Genomic DNA, 17,385 nt, shown 5'->3' with positions numbered 1-17,385 from the left:
ATTAAATTCTCACCAAATCTATGAGATATGAAGTGTCAGACCAATTAGTGTATTGGACTATTTATAAATAATCAGAAGATTTAACTAGCGTTATTTGCTTGAATAATAACTACTTAATTTGTATTTTCTAGTTTTTCTATGTAATAATTTGGAGAAAGTCCGGTTTGTTTTTTAAAAACACGAACAAAGGTATTAGCGTCTTTATAACCCACCTCTTCAGCAATGGCTTGCAGTGTATATTTTCGAAAATGAGGAACATCAATGAGTTTTTGGAGAACGTATTGTATTCTTAATTCCTGTGTGTACTCTGAAAAGGTTTTTTGCATTACCTGATTGAAATACTGTGATAAATAAGCTGTATTTGTATTGAGTTTTTTGGCAACAAAATTCAATTTGAAGTTTGGATCCAAGAAGAGTTCTTTTTGTTCTAATTTTTTTAACCCTAAGGCCAACTTCTCTACAAATTCAGCGTCTCTAATTTGCTTGGAATGAACATCCATTTTAGCTATGGGTAGGTTTTGATTTCGATTGGATTTTGAATCTTTCAAATCTTGAATGATTTTCAAAAATCGATAATGCTTTTCCTTTTGATTTTTGTAATAGTAATAAAAACTAAGGGCTAAAAAAGTCAATACCATTAAAACACCAAAGAGAAATATTTTAAAATAATTCTTCGTCGCGATGATTTGGTTGGATTCTTCCTTGATTTTTTTTAAATCATAGTTATGTAAAAAATTCAAGGATTTGTTTTTAATAGTTTCTATCGATTGAATCAATTCTAAGCTTTTTTGTGCGAATACATAGGCCTTTTTAGTGTCGTTTTGTCTACTGTATGCTTGGGCCATAATATTGTAAGCCATGAGTAAATTTTCTTTTGAAACCTTTGTAATTTGGTAATTCTCTACATATTTTTTTGAATAAATTAGTGCCGAATCCATCTGATTCAAATGGAAATAACAATCAGCCATTCCTAAATCAAATAGCTGAACAGTTCTTATATTATCCTGAATTATCGGAAATTTTGTTCTACTCTTGTATAAGTGCAACGATTTAACATAATTTCCCTGTAAGGCAGCACTTTTTGCCAAACGCATATTTAGTAGTGCTTGAGTATATTCGGGATAAAAATTATCTTGTAACAACATTTTTGCTGCCGTATTGAAATAATAGTTTGCCGAATCTAAACAAGTGCTTTTTCGTGATTGGAGGAAATACATTTGATAAGCCTCTCCAATTATATTGTATTTATCAGCAAAAAGCTTTTTGTTCATTGCTTTTTTCTCACCAACACCCAATTTTAAATGTGGAGATGTCTTCAACTCTTTTTTTAATAATGTAATTCCATCTGCATAATCACCCATTGCCACTTTTATCAATCCATATTGCTCATTAAAAGGAGTATTCGGTACACTTTCTTTATATTTATCAAGGTAATATAAGGCCAAGTCATACTCTCCCAAATTTTTATGGATGTAAAAAAGTTTATTTACACACATTCCAATCAAATCATGATAAACTTTACTTGATTTGGAATATTTACTCTCTAAAATGTTTTCAATAAGTGCAATCAGAAGTTGTTTTGAATGCGTAAACTCAGACTTATTATAAAAATAATTTGCCACGTAATACTGTCCAAAAAAACCAAACAATTCGTTTTTAGATGTACTGATTTGCAGAGCTTCTTTGTAGGCTTGATCCGGATTTGAAATGAGTAACTCTTGAATAGTCCGGGTTTTTAAGATTTCAGACTCACTTAAATCTTGAGAAAATGCCGAAAAAAAAGAAAATAATATTAAAAAAAAGGTAAACTGGTGCATCTTGAAAAAAGGGTAAGCTCTTTTTGAAAATTTTGTGTGCTAAAGTAAAGAATAAATCCAATGGTAATACAAAATTGTTATAAAGAGTAATTCAAATTTACATCTCTTTTGTAAACACATTGTAACATACAAAAAATCCCACTCAAATGAGTGGGATAGTATAAAAATGTGGATTTAAATTTTACAATTCTAAAGCCTTCTTTGCATTTCCGCCCATCAAAATTTCTACCGGGTTTTCTAAGGCTTCTTTTACCGCTACCAAGAACCCAACAGACTCACGTCCGTCAATAATTCTGTGATCGTAAGATAAAGCTACATACATTACCGGAGCAATCACAATTTGACCATTTCTAACGATTGCTCTTTCTACTACATTGTGCATTCCTAGAATTCCGGATTGTGGTGGATTGATAATTGGAGTAGACAACATACTTCCGAAAACGCCACCATTAGATATAGTGAATGTTCCACCTGTCATTTCATCAACTGTAATTTGTCCGTCACGAGCACGCAAAGCCAATCGTTTGATTTCTGCCTCTACACCCCTAAACGACAACGTTTCTGCATTTCGCATTACCGGAACCATCAATCCTTTTGGACCGGATACGGCAACAGAAATGTCACAAAAATCATACGAAATTTTTTCTTGACCGTCTATCATTGAATTTACATCCGGATACAATTGTAAAGCTCTAGTAACCGCTTTGGTGAAGAAAGACATAAAGCCCAAACCTAAACCGTGTTTTGCCTTGAATTCTTCTTTATATTGATCACGTAAAGCGTAAATATTTGTCATATCCACCTCATTGAACGTGGTTAACATTGCCGTTTCATTTTTGGCCGAAACCAATCGTTCTGCTACTTTACGACGCAACATCGATAATTTAGTTCTTTCTGAACCACGGTTTCCACCGGTTGGTGTTCCCATAGAAGGAACAGCATTCATAGCATCTTCTTTGGTAATTCTTCCTCCTTTTCCAGTGCCAACAATATCAGATGGTTGGATGTTTTTTTCGTCTAAAATTTTACGAGCCGCAGGAGAAGGAGCTTGTGCAGCATACGTTTTTTCAGGAGCTGGAGCTGCTTTCGGTGCTTCGACTTTCTTTTCCTCTACTTTTGGTGCTTCTACTTTAACTTCTACTTTTGGTGCATCTCCACTTGGTTTTGCAGCAGAGGTATCAATCAAACAAACAACTGCTCCAACGGCAACAGCATCGCCTTCTTCTGCTTTAAGTGTAATGATTCCACTGGCTTCTGCGGGTAGTTCTAGGGTAGCTTTGTCAGAATCAACCTCAGCAATAGCTTGGTCTTTTTCAACATAATCGCCATTTTTTACTAACCAAGTTGCAATTTCAACTTCTTTTATTGATTCTCCCGGAGAGGGAACTTTCATTTCTAAAATCATGTCTAATAGTGGTTTAAAAGTTTCAGGTTTCAAGTATCAGGTTTTTTTCAACTTGAAACCTGAAACTTGAAACATTTTTTTTATCTAAATAAATTCTTATCAAATACCATACGTATTGCATCTGCATGACGTCTTCTATCACGAGTATGACTACCGGCAGCGGGAGCCGCATAGGCTTTTAACGAAGCCAATCGCCAAGGCACCAAGTCAAAATTCATCAACATAAAGCTGTAAGCTCCCATGTTTTTGGGTTCTTCTTGTGCCCAAACATAATCATCTGCATTCGGATACGAAGCAATAATTGCTTTTAATTGTTCAACCGGTAAAGGGAACAATTGCTCAATTCGAACCAAAGCTACATCATTTCTACCTAAGTTTTCTCTTTCGGCTAAAATATCATAATAGAATTTTCCGGTACAGAAAACTACCGTTTTTACTTTTTTCTTATCTACTGAATGGTCGTCAATGGTTTCCTGAAACTGTCCGTTGTACAATTCTTCTCTGGTTGATACACATAGCGGATGACGCAACAAACTTTTGGGTGAAAAGACAACTAATGGTTTTCTGAACTTCGTTTTCATTTGTCTTCTTAGCAAATGGAAGAAGTTGGCAGGCGTTGTACAATCAGCTACGTACATATTATGACGGGCACAAAGTTGTAAATAACGCTCCATTCTGGCAGAAGAATGTTCTGCTCCCTGACCTTCATAACCGTGAGGTAACAACATAACGATACCATTTTGGTTATTCCATTTATCTTCTCCACACGAAATATATTGGTCAATCATAATTTGGGCCCCGTTAGAGAAATCTCCAAACTGAGCTTCCCAAATGGTTAACGCATTCGGATTGGCCAAAGCATAACCATAATCAAATCCTAATACACCATATTCCGAAAGGAATGAATTGAACACGTTGAATTTTCCTTTTTTATCTTTCAGCGTATTCAACAATACTACTTCTTCTTCACTGTCTTCTACTTTTACCACGGCATGACGATGAGAGAAAGTACCTCTTTCTACATCTTGACCGGACAAACGCACATCATAACCTTCGGTCAACAATGTTCCGTAAGCCAATGCTTCTGCAGTTCCCCAATCTATAGTGTCGTTTTCATACATTGTTTTCCGATCGGAAACAATCTTGGTAATTTTATTGATAAACTTTTTATCTGATGGCAATGTTGAAATGGTGTCCAAAATGGCGTCCAATTTCTTTTTATCGTATTTGGTATCTACTTTTTTCAACATTTCATCATCTGAAACCTGAACAAAACCATCCCATTCATCTTGCATAAAAGGCTTAATGATGGTTAAATCTTTTTTACGAGAAGCTTGCAAATTTTCGTCTAATTTGGCTTTGTATTCATTTTCAATTTGAGTAATGTAAGCTGCATCTACAATACCATCTGAAATCAATTTTTCAGCATAAATATCTCTTGGGTTCTTGTGACGTGCAATAATTTTGTACAAAACCGGCTGTGTAAAACGAGGCTCATCCCCTTCGTTATGACCGTATTTTCTATATCCTAATAGATCAATAAATACATCGCGACCAAAAGTCATTCTGAAATCCAAAGCAAATAGCATGGCGTGAACCACTGCTTCGCTATTATCAGCATTAACATGAAGAACCGGCGACAATGTTACTTTGGCAATATCGGTACAATAGGTAGACGAACGAGCATCTAAATAATTGGTTGTAAAACCAACTTGGTTATTGATGACAATGTGAATGGTTCCCCCGGTTTTGTAACCGTCTAGTTGTGACATTTGAATGATTTCATACACAATACCTTGTCCGGCAACTGCTGCATCACCATGAACGGCAATTGGAAGTACTTTGGAAAAATCTTCCGGGAAATATTTATCTTGTTTGGCTCTGGCAATTCCTTCAATTACGGCACCAACGGTTTCCAAATGCGAAGGATTGGGAGCTAAATTGATATTGATTTTTTTACCGGAACTTGTTTTTCTTTCTGAAGTTAAGCCCAAATGGTATTTTACGTCACCGTCAAAATATTCTTTATCGTAATCTTTTCCATCAAATTCTGAGAAAATATCTTGTGTAGGTTTACCAAAAATATTGGCAAGTGTATTTAAACGGCCGCGGTGTGCCATTCCCATTACAAAATGTTCTACTCCTTTTTCGGCAGCCGATTCAATCACGGCATCTAAAGCCGGAATCAAACTCTCTCCTCCTTCTAAAGAAAAACGTTTTTGACCCACATATTTGGTATGAAGAAAGTTTTCAAAAGAAACCGCCTCATTCAATTTGCCAAGTATATGTTTTTTCTGGTCTGCCGTAAAATTAGGCTGATTGTCATTGGCATTGATGCGTTCTTGTACCCAATTCACAAAAATCGGGTTTTCCATGTGCATATACTCAATTCCAATATGTTGGCAATACATATTTTGAAGATGTGTCAAAATTTGACGTAAAGTAGTAGGTTGTTTCCCAATTACTTTAGCCGCATCAAAAACAGTATCTAGATCTGCATTTGATAACCCAAAATTTTCAATTTCTAAATTCGGGGTATAAGTTCTTCTTTCTCGAACCGGATTGGTTTTGGTAAATAAATGCCCTCGGGTTCTATATCCGTCAATCAATCTGAGAACATTGAATTCTTTTTGTAGTTTATCTGAAACCAAGCTGCAATCTTGGTTGTTTGCCGAAAAATCGGCCAATTGAGTAACAGGGTCAACATCTGAAGCCGACTCTAATCCAAAATCAAAACCTTGAAAAAAGGCTCTCCAACTCGGTTCTACCGAATCGGGATTTTGGGTATATTGATCATATAAATCGGCAAAAAATTGGGTGTGTGCTGCGTTTAAAAAGGAAAACCTATCCATAATTAGTAGTAATAAACCTTATTTGTTAAAAATAGTTTTGCAAAAGTACAATAAATGGTATAATCTTTCATTTATTTTTACATACTTTTATGTTTTAAATTGCTAAAAAGATATAGATATGAAAATTGCCCTTAAAACCCCTTTTTTTCTATTGATTTCCATCTTTTTATATTCTTCTCAAATAGCTCAAAGTCAGAATCTTAATACCCCTGTTCAGAGTACACCCAGTCCATTTTGGTCTAAAGTTAGATTTGGTGGTGGTATGGGGCTGGCTTTTGGAGGTAATTTTACCGATATTACACTGGCTCCGGGAGCTATTTATGACTTCAATTCTTATGTAAGTTTGGGATTTGGTTTACAAGGGAGCTATATCAGACAAAAAAATGCTTTTGAAACCTATCTCTATGGTGCCAATACCCTACTATTAATTAACCCAATTCCGGAACTTCAATTGTCTACTGAAGTTGAACAACTTCGAGTAAACACTTCATACAGCAACTTGGGCTTTTCCGAAAATTTTTGGAATACAGCCTTATTTTTTGGAATAGGCTATGTGAATGAAAACGTTACGATTGGCATTCGCTATAATGTGTTGCATAAAGCAGAACGCAATGTGTATTCGGAAGCATGGATGCCGTTTGTTAGAGTTTATTTCTAAACCAAACTTTCTGCCATTCTCGTTTTAAAATTAAAAAAGCCACTTCAGCCGCTAATTCGGAAATATCATCGCCATTGAGTTTTTTGACTTCTTCTTCAGAAACATCAATGATATATAGCAAATTCAAATATTCTGCAAATTTGTATTGAATGAGTCGGTATATTTTTTCATGCAATTGAATTTTCAATTCGTTTGGTGAAGTGCTTAGCGGAAAATCTACCGGCTCATTGGCAAAATTGAAATCTTTATTGAGCTGTTCAATAAGTTTGGAGTACAAATTTTCTTTTTCAGCTTCAGTTAAAAGATGGTCGGTTGATAATGGAATGGGATACATTTGATTAACGATTGAAGAATTTTGATTGCTGATTTTTGATTTTTTGAGAGATTTGCAAATAAAAGATGTGATGAAATTTAATTTTTCAAATTTCTGAGGTGTATAATTGTATTTTTTTGAACACAGACTAAAGAAATGGATAAAATTTAATTTACAAAAATTATATTTTTCATTTCTTAAAATATAAAATCAGTATTCTTTAAATGTAATAAAAAAAACTGAGACTGCGACTGAAAACTATACCTCTCGCTTCATCAACTTCTCTCCAAACGCTCTCAAAACCATTTTCTTGTCATCGCCAATTTGCATTTGATCCAATGTTGAAAAGGCTTTCAAAGTAAATTCTTCAATCGCATTCTGGGTCGCTTTGGAAGCTCCGGTTTGGTTGAAAAAATCTTTAACCGATTCAATTTTTTCAGTATTGTCATTGGGTTGAATGGAATATAAATGCAACAATTGCTCTCGTTCTTCTGCCTTTGCAAATTGCATCGCTTTGAGGTAAAGATACGTTTTTTTATTTTCTATAATATCGCCACCTACTTGCTTGCCAAAGGTTTCCGGATTGCCAAAACAATCTAAATAGTCATCTTGTAATTGGAAAGCTATTCCCAAATTCAATCCGAAATCATAAATTAAATTGGCATTTTCCTCGGTTGTTTCGGCAATTATGGCTCCCATTTTCATAGCTGCACCAACCAAAACAGCCGTTTTATATTGTATCATTTTGAGGTATTCCGAAATCGTAACATCATCGCGTGTTTCAAAATCAACGTCATATTGTTGACCTTCACAAACTTCCAAAGCTGTTTTGCTGAACAATTTGGCCAAAGCTCTAAAAGTTGAAGGGTCATAATTTTCAAAAAATTGATAGGCTAAAATCAACATGGCATCACCAGACAAAATTCCGGTGTTGAGATTCCACTTTTCATGCACCGTTTCTTTTCCTCTTCGCAAAGGAGCATCATCCATAATATCGTCATGTACCAACGAAAAATTATGAAAAACCTCAACAGCTGTGGCTGCTGCAAGTGCTTTTTTGAAATCTACATCAAAAACTTCTGTTGCCATTAAAGTTAAAATCGGACGCATTCGCTTTCCACCCAGATTCATAATGTAATCTATAGGTTCATAGAGGTTTTTTGGTTCTCTCAAAAAATTTTGCTCTTTTAAATACTGCAAAAAACATTCTTGATACGTTGCAATGGAATGCATAAGATGGGTTTTAAATAATAAAGCACAAAGAAAATCAAAAAAAGCGTAACCCCGAAATATATCCGAAATGACAAAACCAAAACAAATGTTAAATAAATGCAAATACTTTGGAAACTATTTTGGTGTTAAAAGTTTCCGTTATACATTTGCCCGAAATTTAGTAGTAAAAATCTACTGTAATTATAAAAGCATGCAAGAACAAATCATAGAGAAAGCAACTGAAATGTATTTAACACTGGGTTTTAAAAGTGTTACTATGGATGACATTGCTAATGAAATGGGGATTTCCAAGAAGACAATTTACCAACATTTTACCAATAAAAACGATTTGGTTGAAGCGGTGACCCTGAATATGTTTGAAACCATTTCGTGTGGTATAGACCAAATTTGTCAACCCGAAAAAAATGCCATTGAAGAATTATTTGAAATTAAAGATTTTGTATTACACAAATTAAAAGACGAAAAAGCCTCACCTATTTTTCAATTGCAGAAGTATTTCCCTAAGATTTACAAAACACTACATGGAAAAGAATACTGTAAAATGAAGGAATGTGTAGTAACCAATTTAAAAAAAGGAGTTGCATCCGGATTGTACCGTCCGGAAATAGACATTGAATTTATAAGTTTAATATATTATTCCTGTGTTCATGCCCTTAAAGACAAAACTGTTTTTTCAAGTGAAAATTACAACTTTCGTATGCTGGAGGAACTTTACCTGGACTACCACTTGAGAGCCATTGTAACCGAAAAAGGATTGCATATTTTAGAAAAATTAACTCGAAATCAAATTAATCATCAATCATAACAAAATGCAAAAATCAATCTTAATCTTTCTCTTGGCTTGCCTGTTTATGCAAGCACAAGAAACTCCAAAAAAATACTCGCTTTCTTTGGAACAAGCTATTGAACACGCTCTTCAATACAACTATTCTGCAAAAAACTCGGGCTTAGACATTGAAGCCGCCAAAAAGAAAAAATGGGAAACTACCGCAACCGGATTGCCACAAATAAATGCGGGATTGGATTACCAAAACAATTTTGAACTTCAAAAATCTTTAATCCCGGCAGAATTTTTTGGAGGTCAACCCGGAGAATTTGCCGAAGTTGCTTTTGGAACCAAACACACTATGCTGGCTCGTTCAACGCTGAGTCAACTTATTTTCGACGGTTCTTATATTGTAGCTCTCCAAGCTTCAAAAACCTATTTAAGTTTTTACGAAAATTCGAAAAAGAAAACCGACTTGGAAGTGCGTGAAATGATAATTAACTCTTATGGCAGTGTTCTACTAGCAGAAGAAAACACCCTTATTTTAGAAAAAAACAAAGCTACTTTAGAAAAAACCCTTTTTGATACCGAACAAACTTTTGCCAATGGTTTGATTGAAGAGGAAAATGTAGAGCAATTAAAAATAACACTGGCAAGTATCAAAAGTAGTTTAAACTATACCCGAAGATTAAAAGAAATTGCCTATAAAATGCTCAAAATTAATCTAGGGATGGAACTGGAAGACCAACTTATCTTGAGTGACAAACTGGAAGACCTAACCGATGCTAACTTGGCAACTGCTTTGACCGGAACGCAATTTGAAATTCAAAACAATATTGATTATAAATTGTCTAGCATTTTTGTAGAACAAAGAAACTTGGAAATGAAATTGGAAAAAAGCAAATATTTACCATCTCTTTCTGCCAATGTTAATTTTGGGTACAATGCTTTTGGCGATCAATTTCAATTTTTTACTCCCAATCAAAGATGGTTAAACTACTCCAACTTAGGTATTAGTTTGAATGTCCCCATTTTTAGCAGTTTTGGAAAAACAGCCAAAGTTCAACAAGCTAAAATTGCTCTGGAACAAGCTAAAAACCAACAAAAAGAGACGGAACAAAAATTAAAATTACAATACCAAAATGCCAAAAGTGATTACGAATTTAGCATAGAACAATATTTGAGTAATAAAGAAAATTTGAATTTAGCAGAACGCATTGAACGCAAACAAAAAATTAAGTTCACCGAAGGTCTCTCTTCAAGTTTCGATTTTACAGATGCTCAACGTCAATTGTACACTGCTCAACAAAATTATTTACAATCTATGGTTGATGTTATCAATAAAAAAGCAGCCTTAGAAAAAGCTATAGGACAAACCAAATAAATCAATCAAAATCAATCTCTACTTTATGAAAAAAATAATTAACTTAGGTATACTAGCTTTAGTATTAATTTCTTGCTCCGGCGGAAATAAAGATATCAATGTAGACGAAGTCATAAAATCTAAAGACTTAAAAAACATAAAAGCATCACGTGAATTGGTTCACAAAGAATATGAAAAATGGGTAGCCGATTTGGCCAAATTGGACAAAGCCATAGCCGAATTGGACCCGAACAAAAAAAATCCTTTAGTTAAAACTTTAACTTTAAAAGATACTTTGTTTACCCATTATATCGAAATTCAAGGAAATGTAGATACCAAAGAAAACATTGTGATAAGTCCGGAATTCTCAGGAATCCTTACTCAAGTTTTTGTTAAAGCCGGTCAAAAGGTATCAAAAGGTCAAGTTTTAGCCCGTATAGACGATGGCGGATTAAGTTCCTCTTTGGCTCAAGCCGAAACGCAATTGGCATTAGCTAAAACCACTTTTGAACGTCAAAAAAATCTTTGGGATCAAAAAATAGGTTCTGAAATTCAGTTTTTACAAGCTAAAACATCTCTGGAGAGTCAACAAAAAGCAGTAGCACAAATCAAATCGCAATTAAACAAAACCAACGTGGTTGCTCCGTTCTCCGGAACCATTGATGAAGTAATGACCGAACGCGGAAAAGTGGTAGCTCCCGGTATGAACTTATTTAGAATTGTGAATTTAAGTAATATGTATGTTACCGCTAATGTTCCCGAAAACTACATCCCACAATTAAAATTAGGAGCCAATGTAGAAGTGTTTTTAAATGCTTTGGGTAAATCGTATCAAGGAAAAGTACGTCAGGTGGGTAATTACATCAACCCAAATAACCGAACATTCAGCATTGAAATTGCTCTTCCAAATCCGGATAATTTGTTACGCCCCAACCAAGTAGCTGTATTGAAAATTGAAGATTACAAAAACCCGAAAGCTATTTTAATCCCCGAAAACATAGTACAAGAAACAGCCGATGGTAGCAAAGTAATCTATACAACCGGCAACATAGGAAAAGACAACACCACAAAAGTTACCCAAAAGAAAATCGAATTAGGTTACACCTCTGGGGCTTATGTAGAAGTAAAATCCGGATTGGGTGTTGGCGAAACTCTGGTAACAGAGGGTGCTAAATCCTTAAAAGACGGAATCACCGTTGAAGTAATTCAATAATCAAACTCATAATCAAATCTCCAATGAGTAACAAGATACAAAAAGAATTTGCCATTTCAACTTGGGCAATTAACAATAAAATGACGGTTTATGTCATTACTGCCATTCTTCTAATTGGCGGTTTGATCTCCTATTATTCAATGCCGAGAGAAAGTTTCCCGGAAATCATTGAAACCAAAATTTATGTAAGTTCCATCAATCCCGGAAACTCCGCAGAAGATGTAGAAAAATTGATAACCAAACCCTTGGAGGAAGAATTCAATAATATTTCGGGGGTTACCAAAATTACCTCAAATACCCTTGAGGATTATTCGATGATTTTGGTAGAATTTGACGAAGACATTTCGGTTGAAGATGCCAAACAAAAGGTCAAAGATAAAGTAGACCGAGTTAAATCGGATACCGAATGGCCAACGCTTGACGGGGGTGGAAAAGTGGAACCCAATGTTTTTGATTTAAATATTGCCGAAGAAGTTCCAATTTTAAACATCAATTTAACCGGAGATTTTACTTCCGAGAAACTAAAAGAATTCGCCGAATATTTAGAAGAACGCATTGAGCGATTACCTCAAATTAAAGAGGCCGCCATTCGGGGTGCCGAGGATAAAGAAGTAGAAATTGCAGTGGATATGTATAAAATGTCTGCCGCTCAAGTAAGTTTTGACGACATCATAAATAATGTTCGATTTGAAAACAAAACCGTTTCCGGTGGTAGTGTTTCAAACAATGGTGTCAAAAAGAATATTCGCGTAATTGGTGAAATCAAAAAGCCATCCGACCTAGAAAATATTATCGTTAAACATCAAAACGGAAATGTGTATTTGCGAGATATTGCCACTATCACATTCAAAGAAAAAGAGCGAACCACTTATGCTCGTGATTATGGCAAACCGGTTGTTATGCTAGATATCAAAAAGCGTAGCGGAAAAAACATGGTGGAAGCGGTTGAGGGTGTAAAAGAAATTATTGAAAAAGCTCAAGAAAATTATTTGCCGGAAGGATTAACCATTTCCTATGCCAATGATCAATCGGAAAGAACTATAGCTCAAGTAGACGACTTGGTAAACAACATCATTTTTGGGGTCATTCTGGTTATTGGCGTATTAATGTTCTTTTTAGGATTTAGAAACGCTCTTTTTGTCGGATTTGCCATTCCACTATCGATGTTTATGTCGTATATGATTTTGGCTTCTTTTGGTATTACTTTAAATACGATGGTGCTTTTTGCCCTTGTAATGGGACTGGGAATGTTGGTGGATAACGGAATTGTGGTGGTAGAAAATGTTTACACCTTGATGAGTGAAGGAAAATCCAGAAAACAAGCTGCTATAGAGGGAATTGGCGAAATTGCATGGCCTATTATAGCCTCGACCGCAACAACTCTTGCCGCCTTTTTCCCGCTCGGATTGTGGCCCGGAACGATGGGTAAATTTATGATTTACTTCCCCATGACACTCTCGGTGGTACTTTTCTCATCTCTTTTTGTTGCGTTGATTATCAATGCGATGTTGACATCCGATTTCATGAAATTAAAGGAAGAAGAACTATCTAAAAAAGCACTTGTTAAACTTAGCAGTTTTGTAGGTGGAATTGGATTAGCAGTACTGATTATGGGCTTTATTACAAAATCAGGCGGTTTGAGAGGTTTAGGAAATTTGATGTTGTTCTTTGCCATCATGCTTTGGATTTATAAATACTATTTGGTTGGAGCTCAAGATTTCTTCCAACGCATCATATTGGTATGGATGGAAAATAAATACCGTAACTTTTTACAATTTGCTTTAAGCGGAAAGAAACCTTTAGTCTTTTTCTTCGGAACTTTCGGATTATTGATTCTGTCTTTTGTTGCGGTGGGAATTGCCAAACCCAATGTGCTTTTCTTCCCGGAAAACCAACCCAATCAAATCATGGTGTATATCGAATTTCCGGAAGGAACCGATATTAAAAAGACCAATGCGTTTGTAAAACAAATTGAAGAAAAAGTATATGCCATTGCCAACAAATATGTAGAAGATGGTGAAAATTATATGGTAGAAAGTGCCATTGGTCAAGTGGGTAATGGTTCCGGAAATCCGCAAACCGACGGCGGTTCTCAAAACGACATGCCGCATCGGGGGAAAGTAACCTTAACTATGCGGGAATTCAAATACCGAAAAGGCAAGAACAGTCTAGAAGTAATGGAAGAAATCCGGTCGGCCGTTCAAGGTTATGCGGGAGTTTCGGTTATTGTTGAAAAAGAACAAAACGGCCCGCCGGCGGGTTATCCGGTAAATATTGAAATTTCGGGTGAAGATTACAACGCCATGTTGTTGGAAGCTCAAAAAATGAAAGATTTTATCGATTCGAAAAACATAGCCGGAATTGAAGAATTGAAAATCGATGTCAACAAAGCTAAACCGGGCGTTGATGTAAAAGTAGATTTAGACAAAGCCGGACAATTGGGAATTACTTCCGGTCAAGTGGGACAAACTTTGCGACGAGCCATTTTTGGTGAAAAAATCTCTACCTACAAAGATGGAAAAGATGATTTTGAAATCAACGTGCGTTTGCCAGAAGCACAACGCAACGATAACAATTTGATTTACAATCAACCCATCACGTTTAGAGATCAAGCCACCGGAAAATTGGTTCAAGTGCCTATTTCTGCCATTACAAACAGTGAAGACTCTTCTACGTTCAACACCATAAAACGTAAAAATCTGAAACGGGTCATTACGGTTTATTCTAATGTAGTGACCGGTTATAACGGTAATGAAATTGTAGAAAAAATCAAAAAAGAACTGGAAGATTATAAAATAAACGATTCCATTCAATTCTCATTTACCGGTGAGCAAGAAGAACAATCTAAAAATATGGGATTCTTAGTGAATGCTTTGTTGATTGCATTGGGCGGAATTATTTTAATCTTAGTGGCTCAATTTAACTCGGTATCCAAACCGATTATCATCATGGTTTCGGTATTGTTGAGTTTTGGTGGCGTGTTTTTTGGTATGGCCTTTTTGGGAGATGATTTTGTAATTATCATGACCATGATGGGTATTATTTCCCTAGCGGGAATTGTAGTAAACAATGCCATCGTATTGATAGACTACACCCAATTGCTAATTGATAGAAAATTGCATGAAAAAGGATTAGACGAAAAAGGTTTATTATCCAAAGCAGAATATTTAGATGTAATTGTAGAAGGTGGTCGCTCGCGTTTAAGACCGGTTTTGCTAACTGCCATTACCACAGTTTTAGGTTTAATTCCTCTGGCTATTGGATTGAATATTGATTTCTTTGGTTTATTTATAAATTACAATCCTAATATTTATATGGGAGGTGACAACGTTATCTTCTGGGGACCCTTAGCCAAAACGGTTATCTACGGATTAATTTTTGCTACATTCCTTACGTTGGTAATTGTACCGGTGATGTTCTTTTTACTTCACAAAGGGAAAATCAAAGTGAAAAAGAAAAAGAAGAAAAAACTATCCCTCAATACAGAAACAAATTAATTCCAAAAACCACGTGAAAGCGTGGTTTTTTATATCTTGCACTCAAAAACCATGAAAATTCACAACTTTATTTTTTTTACCCTATTCATTTTTGCTGTCGGATGTCAAAAAGATTCTGCCTTTCAAGAAGTAAAAATTAACAATCAATATGCTTTAAGCTTACCCAAATCTCTATCTCCAGTAGATTACCTTCATGAAGATGCTTCGTTGCAATACCAAAATTTATTTACCGAATTTTATACTATTGTTATTGATGAACCTTCAAAAGAATTTGATAAGATGATAGCAGAGGATTACAGTTTGGCCGAATATTATACCCCTAATTTAATGGGATATGCCAATCTTTTAAAAGACAATTTGGATGCCGGAATAGAAAATGCTGTTTTCTCCGAATTAAAAAAAACAACACTAAACGGTAATGAAGCTCTACTTCTTGATGTGGAAGGCACCGTGGAAGGCTCGGAAATCTATTATCAATTTGCTTTTATCAAAGGACGCAGCACTTATTATCAAATTGTGAATTGGACCGAATTAAAGCGAAAAGAAAACCATGCCTCTGATATGGAAAAAATTATAGCTTCTTTTAGAGAGTTGCATAAAAAAAAGAAAACCAATTAAAAAAGGCTGTCTAAACAGACAGCCTTTTATACTTTTTTACTTGGTATTATTTATTTTGAACCACAGCTTCTTGTGACCATTTTCGAACTTGAGCTATTTTGCTTTGAGAATAATCTACCTCTGTCAAATCGCCTCCGGTCCAAAAAAACCATTTCCCAACACGAACACCATTGTCATATTGTCCCATAGAAACTTTTTTTCCGTTTACATCATAAGATACCCACTGTCCGTGAACTTTTCCATCTTTGTAATAACCTTCTTGTTGCACTTGACCATTGTCATGGTAAAAAGTAGATTTCACCATTTGATCAACCACTTCATGTTTCACATTATTTTCTTGAGCCAATACAACTCCCGAAACTACTAGCATTGCTGCGATTAATAACTTTTTCATATTCTCTATTTTTTAAGTAGGTTAACAATTACATTACAAATATAAACATTTATTTACATTAAATACATAATTTGGTAACAATTTGGTAACATTAGAGAAAAACTTAACATTGGAGAAAAAGCACAAAACAAAAAAACAATGCTAAAGCATTGTTTTTTAAATACTTACATAAGAAAAATCATTTTAACAAAGCATCCAATTTTTTTCTTAAATCCGGATTTGAAGGTCTAGACGCATCTGCTTCCAGTACATTTCCAGACGGATCAATCAAAATAAACCTCGGAATACCTTGAATACCATAATCTTTTACAAATTGGGAATTCCAATCGTTATCGGCAAAAAGTTGTACACCGCCTAGTTCTTTTTGATTCACCATATTTTTCCATTTCTCATAATCTTTTTTAGCATCAATAGAAATACTGATAAACACCACATTCTTGTCATGATAGTCCGCTTCTACTTTTTTCAAATGCGGAATTTCAGCCAAGCAAGGGCCGCACCAAGTTGCCCAAACATCTATATAAACGTACTTTCCTTTATAATCTGACAATGAACTCGTACCGCCTTTGTGGTTTTCATAGCTAAATGCGGGAGAAGGTTTTCCAACCATTTTTTTGGCTGCCATAGCACTCGCACGCATTTGTTTGATCATTCCATATTCTTGATTGGCTCTTTTGGTCATTACCGTTCTAAAGTTCTCATCTAATTGAGCTTCATTGAAAAGTTTGGCATCACTGGCTTTTTTGGCTTCAAATGCTTTCTCAAAAGCGGCTTCGTCATCAACCGTAAAATGTAGTAGTTCAAATTGTTCATCGTCTAATGCTTTTTTTGCCAAAACATTATTTTCTAACGAACCGTTACCTTGGTATGAAATCGACTCGTCAAACTCTTTGGCATTTAAAGTCATTACTAAATCATATCCGTTTTTCAAATACAATTGGGTGTATTCACTTCCGTCAAAAAACTGATAAAATCCGGTTGCCACCTCAAAAGTATCTGTAAAAATTCCTTTTTGATTTATCGCAATTTTTTTTACAAACTTCTGAGGACCGCGAAGGGTAATTGTATCACTTACCCGATTGTCAATTTTTGCGGTAAAAGTCATTTGAGCCAAAGAACTCAACGACATAAAAATTATGGAAAGAGAAATTCCAATGAATTGGTACTTATTTTTCATCATGTATCATTTAAGTAAATCAAATATACTTGTTTTTTTTCAAAATTCTGACAATCTCTATTTCTTACGAGCATTTGTT

13 protein-coding genes are annotated in these 17,385 nt (G+C 35.0%); 6 read left to right on the top strand and 7 right to left on the bottom strand.

Translation table 11 applies throughout. The features are described from left to right. Positions 1 to 113: 113 nt before the first annotated feature. The 3 genes from V7M80_RS03935 to V7M80_RS03925 all read right to left on the bottom strand — a co-directional run bounded on the left by V7M80_RS03935 (position 114) and on the right by V7M80_RS03925 (position 6,074). A complete protein-coding gene (locus V7M80_RS03935) occupies positions 114 to 1,817 on the bottom strand; it encodes a helix-turn-helix domain-containing protein (protein ID WP_333694173.1) in 1,704 nt (567 codons plus the stop codon). Positions 1,818 to 1,998: 181 nt separating this feature from the next. Beyond that, complete coding sequence (odhB, locus tag V7M80_RS03930; RefSeq protein WP_333694345.1) at positions 1,999 to 3,222, bottom strand: 2-oxoglutarate dehydrogenase complex dihydrolipoyllysine-residue succinyltransferase; 1,224 nt, start codon at positions 3,220 to 3,222, stop codon at positions 1,999 to 2,001. Between the two features lie 80 nt (positions 3,223 to 3,302). Beyond that, complete coding sequence (locus tag V7M80_RS03925; RefSeq protein WP_333694172.1) at positions 3,303 to 6,074, bottom strand: 2-oxoglutarate dehydrogenase E1 component; 2,772 nt, start codon at positions 6,072 to 6,074, stop codon at positions 3,303 to 3,305. A 118-nt stretch (positions 6,075 to 6,192) separates the two neighbouring features. Here V7M80_RS03925 and V7M80_RS03920 point away from each other — a divergent pair, with 118 nt between their 5' ends. Continuing rightward, entirely contained in the window at positions 6,193 to 6,732 is a 540-nt protein-coding gene (locus V7M80_RS03920) for a hypothetical protein (protein WP_333694171.1), read from the top strand. Here V7M80_RS03920 and V7M80_RS03915 read toward each other — a convergent pair. Together V7M80_RS03915 and V7M80_RS03910 are read right to left on the bottom strand one after the other, a co-directional pair. Beyond that, positions 6,716 to 7,066, bottom strand: a complete 351-nt coding sequence (locus tag V7M80_RS03915) for a hypothetical protein (RefSeq protein WP_333694169.1) — start codon at positions 7,064 to 7,066, stop codon at positions 6,716 to 6,718. The two genes, V7M80_RS03920 and V7M80_RS03915, sit on opposite strands and share 17 nt — an antisense overlap. A 237-nt stretch (positions 7,067 to 7,303) precedes the next feature. Beyond that, positions 7,304 to 8,278 carry a polyprenyl synthetase family protein gene (locus V7M80_RS03910; protein WP_333694168.1) on the bottom strand — a complete coding sequence of 325 codons (975 nt, stop codon included), beginning with the start codon at positions 8,276 to 8,278 and terminating at the stop codon, positions 7,304 to 7,306. Positions 8,279 to 8,345: 67 nt separating this feature from the next. Here V7M80_RS03910 and V7M80_RS03905 point away from each other — a divergent pair, with 67 nt between their 5' ends. Genes V7M80_RS03905 through V7M80_RS03885 form a run of 5 tightly spaced genes read left to right on the top strand, consistent with a single transcriptional unit; the run spans position 8,346 to position 15,735 of the window. After that, entirely contained in the window at positions 8,346 to 9,083 is a 738-nt protein-coding gene (locus V7M80_RS03905; protein WP_333694166.1) for a TetR/AcrR family transcriptional regulator, read from the top strand. Positions 9,084 to 9,087: 4 nt separating this feature from the next. Continuing rightward, positions 9,088 to 10,428, top strand: coding sequence for a TolC family protein (locus tag V7M80_RS03900; RefSeq protein ID WP_333694164.1), 1,341 nt, complete (start codon positions 9,088 to 9,090; stop codon positions 10,426 to 10,428). Between the two features lie 25 nt (positions 10,429 to 10,453). Then, positions 10,454 to 11,620 (top strand): efflux RND transporter periplasmic adaptor subunit, encoded by a 1,167-nt coding sequence (locus V7M80_RS03895; protein ID WP_333694163.1) that lies wholly within the window; start codon positions 10,454 to 10,456, stop codon positions 11,618 to 11,620. A gap of 23 nt (positions 11,621 to 11,643) precedes the next feature. Further along, complete coding sequence (locus V7M80_RS03890) at positions 11,644 to 15,117, top strand: efflux RND transporter permease subunit (protein WP_333694161.1); 3,474 nt, start codon at positions 11,644 to 11,646, stop codon at positions 15,115 to 15,117. A 51-nt stretch (positions 15,118 to 15,168) separates the two neighbouring features. Next, positions 15,169 to 15,735: a hypothetical protein gene (locus V7M80_RS03885; RefSeq protein WP_333694159.1), complete on the top strand. Its 567-nt coding sequence runs from the start codon at positions 15,169 to 15,171 to the stop codon at positions 15,733 to 15,735. 46 nt (positions 15,736 to 15,781) lie between these two features. Here V7M80_RS03885 and V7M80_RS03880 read toward each other — a convergent pair whose 3' ends face one another. Further along, entirely contained in the window at positions 15,782 to 16,129 is a 348-nt protein-coding gene (locus V7M80_RS03880) for a toxin-antitoxin system YwqK family antitoxin (protein ID WP_333694158.1), read from the bottom strand. A 178-nt stretch (positions 16,130 to 16,307) separates the two neighbouring features. Beyond that, positions 16,308 to 17,306, bottom strand: a complete 999-nt coding sequence (locus tag V7M80_RS03875) for a TlpA family protein disulfide reductase (protein ID WP_333694156.1) — start codon at positions 17,304 to 17,306, stop codon at positions 16,308 to 16,310. Positions 17,307 to 17,385: the final 79 nt, after the last annotated feature.

The sequence above is a fragment of the Flavobacterium sp. genome, assembly GCF_036759525.1.
Taxonomy (GTDB): Bacteria; Bacteroidota; Bacteroidia; order Flavobacteriales; family Flavobacteriaceae; genus Flavobacterium.
This window is presented reverse-complemented; position numbering and strand designations above follow the sequence as displayed.

Coding starts and splice junctions, on each gene's coding strand:
- V7M80_RS03935 (WP_333694173.1), bottom strand. CDS start 1,817: ATGCACCAGTTTACCTTTTTTTTAATATTATTTTCTTTTTTTTCGGCA.
- odhB (WP_333694345.1), bottom strand. CDS start 3,222: ATGATTTTAGAAATGAAAGTTCCCTCTCCGGGAGAATCAATAAAAGAA.
- V7M80_RS03925 (WP_333694172.1), bottom strand. CDS start 6,074: ATGGATAGGTTTTCCTTTTTAAACGCAGCACACACCCAATTTTTTGCC.
- V7M80_RS03920 (WP_333694171.1), top strand. CDS start 6,193: ATGAAAATTGCCCTTAAAACCCCTTTTTTTCTATTGATTTCCATCTTT.
- V7M80_RS03915 (WP_333694169.1), bottom strand. CDS start 7,066: ATGTATCCCATTCCATTATCAACCGACCATCTTTTAACTGAAGCTGAA.
- V7M80_RS03910 (WP_333694168.1), bottom strand. CDS start 8,278: ATGCATTCCATTGCAACGTATCAAGAATGTTTTTTGCAGTATTTAAAA.
- V7M80_RS03905 (WP_333694166.1), top strand. CDS start 8,346: ATGACAAAACCAAAACAAATGTTAAATAAATGCAAATACTTTGGAAAC.
- V7M80_RS03900 (WP_333694164.1), top strand. CDS start 9,088: ATGCAAAAATCAATCTTAATCTTTCTCTTGGCTTGCCTGTTTATGCAA.
- V7M80_RS03895 (WP_333694163.1), top strand. CDS start 10,454: ATGAAAAAAATAATTAACTTAGGTATACTAGCTTTAGTATTAATTTCT.
- V7M80_RS03890 (WP_333694161.1), top strand. CDS start 11,644: ATGAGTAACAAGATACAAAAAGAATTTGCCATTTCAACTTGGGCAATT.
- V7M80_RS03885 (WP_333694159.1), top strand. CDS start 15,169: ATGAAAATTCACAACTTTATTTTTTTTACCCTATTCATTTTTGCTGTC.
- V7M80_RS03880 (WP_333694158.1), bottom strand. CDS start 16,129: ATGAAAAAGTTATTAATCGCAGCAATGCTAGTAGTTTCGGGAGTTGTA.
- V7M80_RS03875 (WP_333694156.1), bottom strand. CDS start 17,306: ATGAAAAATAAGTACCAATTCATTGGAATTTCTCTTTCCATAATTTTT.